This is a genomic window from Rhizobium sp. 01T417 (assembly GCF_056398905.1).
Genome location: NZ_JBFTQH010000089.1, coordinates 1 through 3,454 on the forward strand (window position 1 = coordinate 1; position 3,454 = coordinate 3,454).

3 protein-coding genes are annotated in these 3,454 nt (G+C 58.8%); 2 read left to right on the top strand and 1 reads right to left on the bottom strand.

Annotation, left to right across the window (positions count from 1 at the left end; all coding sequences use genetic code 11):
- Nucleotides 1-346 precede the first annotated feature (346 nt).
- Together AC1DPR_RS31475 and AC1DPR_RS31480 are read left to right on the top strand one after the other, a co-directional pair.
- The gene (locus tag AC1DPR_RS31475; RefSeq protein WP_477817964.1) at nucleotides 347-1,285 is read left to right on the top strand and encodes a helix-turn-helix transcriptional regulator; all 939 of its coding nucleotides are present in this window, start codon (nucleotides 347-349) and stop codon (nucleotides 1,283-1,285) included.
- Nucleotides 1,286-1,357: 72 nt separating this feature from the next.
- Nucleotides 1,358-1,636 carry a hypothetical protein gene (locus AC1DPR_RS31480; RefSeq protein WP_441644781.1) on the top strand — a complete coding sequence of 93 codons (279 nt, stop codon included), beginning with the start codon at nucleotides 1,358-1,360 and terminating at the stop codon, nucleotides 1,634-1,636.
- A gap of 314 nt (nucleotides 1,637-1,950) precedes the next feature.
- On the opposite strand, the gene AC1DPR_RS31485 is transcribed toward AC1DPR_RS31480, so the two are convergent.
- The coding region (locus tag AC1DPR_RS31485) for a DEAD/DEAH box helicase (RefSeq protein WP_477817965.1) at nucleotides 1,951-3,454 on the bottom strand (1,504 nt) is incomplete at its 5' end.

Here is a 3,454-nt window from a genome sequence, read left to right on the forward strand (position 1 = left end):
CTGAGACAGGCGATGCTCTTCTACGTCAAAGCGAAATTTGACCCGGAGGTCAGCGACGATCCTGCCGCACACCAGCTCTTCGTTGCTCAACTGCGGTAGGATCGGTCACCGAATAGCATGCAGATGCAAGAACAGGAAAAGCTAGTGGACGCACAGCGCAGTGATGCGTTACCGAAAAAACGTTTGAGCCACTTCGGGGATGCTGGCTTACTTTCCGACGTCGCCTCTAGTCCAGATTGCCCGAAAGCAACTGTTTCTTCTCATATGAGCATTGCTTAGGAACAAGGGTGCTGGCGATCCCCGTTGCATCAGATACGCCCGTCAATGCGAGATACTCCACGCTACCATGCCAAAGCGCGAAGCCAAACCTACGGGCAAACAAAGTCAACGGGCTAGCGGCTCCTCAGAGCCCAAGCGCCGCGCGGCGAAGATCTCGATTGAGCGGTTCGGCAAGATCATCCAACTTCTGCGCAAGCGCGGTCCCGTACCGATGGCCACGCTAACGAAGGAGCTTGAGATTTCTGTGGCATCCGTCAAACGGGATATCGAGTTCCTGAAGAACCGATTCGGTTGCCATATCGAATGGAGTGCCACCGAACGTGGACGTGGCTACGTCATTCGCGATGACTTGGCCGAGGGCGGCCGGTTCGAGCTACCGGGCATCTGGTTCAGTTCTGCCGAAATCCTCGCCCTTCTCACGATGCTGCACCTGCTGGAGGGGATTCAGCCGGGCCTGCTCGATGAGGACGTTGCACCGTTGCGAAACCGCTTGCGCGCAATGCTAGCCTGGAATCGGGACAAGCAGGAGCTCACCGAACGAGTGGCCTCGCCGCAGCAGATGGTCCATTACCGTGAAAACTGGCTCCTTGACGTATGGTGCCACCAAAGAAATGCACTTCGAACCTTTGCGCTGGAAGCAATCAGGGAGATAACCGTGCTGCCCACCGCGGCTGAACGGGTTTCCCGGGAAGACCTGCGCGCGCACTTCGAGAGTGGGTACGGCATCTTCGCGGGTCCCGCGAAGCACCGCGCCCGCATCAAATTTACTGCCAAGCGAGCACAATGGGTGGCGGCCGAACGCTGGCACCCAGATCAAACAAGTGTCACGACCAGCGACGGCGACTACATCCTGGAAGTACCCTACTCGAACGATCAGGAGCTCGTAATGGACCTGCTGCGCCATTGCCCGGAAGTGGAAGTGCTCGACCCACCGGAGCTTCGCGAGCACCTCCACGCTGCATTGTGCGCCGCAGCAGAGAAGAATCGCCCACCGACCGATCACTAGGTCACTATTTGAGCTAGTGCTCTCTGCAGAATTGCTCCATGCCGGCAATGGGTTCCGGCAAGGAGAAATCTCATGAGAGTGAATTTTGCGCACCTTCGGGAGCGCGCACGCAGCGGCGGCTGGATCAATTTTGCCGTATTCGACGCAAGATCAAGCTCTGGCTCGTCGTCGGACAATAGCCAATTGTTGGCTCAACTGACGGCTCAAGCGCGGGCATCGAATCTGCAAGTCGACCAATCAGCACTTGCCTTCACGGCCAACGGCCGGCTGCAGTTCTTTGGCAGCCCCAATCTGGTCGATTACCTGTCCCGTGCCGGTCTGCCCCAGTGGACCCATAGCTTCAACGTCTAAATCAGCGAGTTACGAAATGGCTAAGAACCCCCCTATTGGCGACAACGCTCGACGTGGCGCGGTACGTGACCGGTCGCAAGTCTACAATCCTGTCACCCAGAACTGGACGAAGCGCGATTCGGATACCGGCCGGTTCATGGATCAGAAAAAGGACGGTGACCCGTTCAAAGGAGTCCGAAAAGAACCCCTGAAATGACCGCGGGTGAGCTGCGCGATCCCATTCGCAAAGATTGGGATCGCAACATTTATCGACAACTATCCCTGGGGCGGGGCCGAGAGCGATTGAAGTCAGCTCCCGCAGCGCGCCAGCGCAGTCAACGCTGCGCCTGCTGTACCGACGTCTGCCCCACCCAGCACAGCGTGTTCACCAAGGTCATTTGCTCCGGCGTCTTGCAGCGAATCGACGTCAACTCGGGCGAGGCCACCAGCAACGCTAGGGACTTCGCCCTTGACAGGGCAACGTTCAGACGATTCTTGCTAAACAGGAACTCGATGTTGCGCGGCAGATAGTCTGCGTTGGACGTTGCCATGGAGATGATGACAACCTGCGCTTCCTGCCCCTGAAACTTGTCAACTGTGCCGATCCTGGCGCCAGCCGGCAGACATTTCCGCAGGAGATTGACCTGCATGTTGTAGGGGGCCACCACAAGAATGTCACCTGGCGTAAATCGGCACCGATTCCCCTCGCCATCCAGGAACTCCTGCTCGAGCAAACTTGCATACAGGTCCCGGATCACATCGGCTTCTTCCTGACTTTCCTGCGCGTTGCCGTCGTGGATGACCGGGACGAACCTGATGCCCGAAGGCGCAAGGGCCGAGTGCGCTGCCTCATTGAGGACCAGACCTTGGCGCGCCGTCTTCTCGTGCGAAGTCAGTCGGCCGTCGTAAATGGCTTCGGAGATGAACTCGCACACATCGGGATGCATGCGATAGGTGGTGTTCAGGAAAATGCCTTGCGCCGCCGGAATGGTCGACAACCCATCCAAAAGGTACTCCAGTACCGACTGGCCTGAGTTGCCCGGATGCACGCCCTTTGTCGGYTGTCCCAACTGCATCTGATCGCCCAACAGGACAATGTTGCGGGCCGAAATACCCATGCCCACCACGTTGCCTAGCGACACCTGGCCAGCCTCATCGACAAACAGATAGTCAAGTTCGCCTTCCAGCTCCTCGCGCGAGAATAGCCAGGCGGTGCCGGCAAGCAGTTGTGCACCGCTGCCTGATACCTCCTCATTCTCGAAAACGTCCCTGATCAGTTCGCCTTTTATCCAGCCATCCTCCTGGTCTTTCGAGGACTTCTTGACACCGGAGAACACGAAGCTCTGCTCCGCGGCCGCCACCTCTACCGCCCGTAGCAGGTTGTTGATCGCATGGTGGCTGTTGGAGGAGACGCCCACGCGCTTGCCGGCCTGTAGGAGCGCAAGGATGACCCGGGAGCCGGTGTAGGTTTTCCCCGCGCCTGGAGGACCTTGAAGAAACAATGTGGTCTCTTGCATGCCCAACACAGCCTCGACCACCTGCGGCAGGAGGGGGGCTGCCTCGTCGATGAGCGCCCTGCCTTCCGGAATGTTGTGGATCCGGGGCAGACGGCGCCGCAGAAGATCGTCAATTGCGGGAAAGCGACTCGCCGCGTTTGCCTGCGCGTCCCCCAGCGACGCAGCGTAGCGAAATACAGCATCGACAATGACGTCATAGCCCACCGGCCGGTCCGGCCCCAACGCCAGGACATCCGGCGCCTCGCTCTTCGCTCCAAGGGTAAAGGTGAGGCGCCCTTCTCCGTGTAGCACCTGAACGTTTGACAAGCTCCTTGAAGACCGC

Excerpts from the sequence above, each read along its gene's own strand:
- AC1DPR_RS31475 (WP_477817964.1), top strand. The coding sequence starts at position 347 with ATGCCAAAGCGCGAAGCCAAACCTACGGGCAAACAAAGTCAACGGGCT.
- AC1DPR_RS31480 (WP_441644781.1), top strand. The coding sequence starts at position 1,358 with ATGAGAGTGAATTTTGCGCACCTTCGGGAGCGCGCACGCAGCGGCGGC.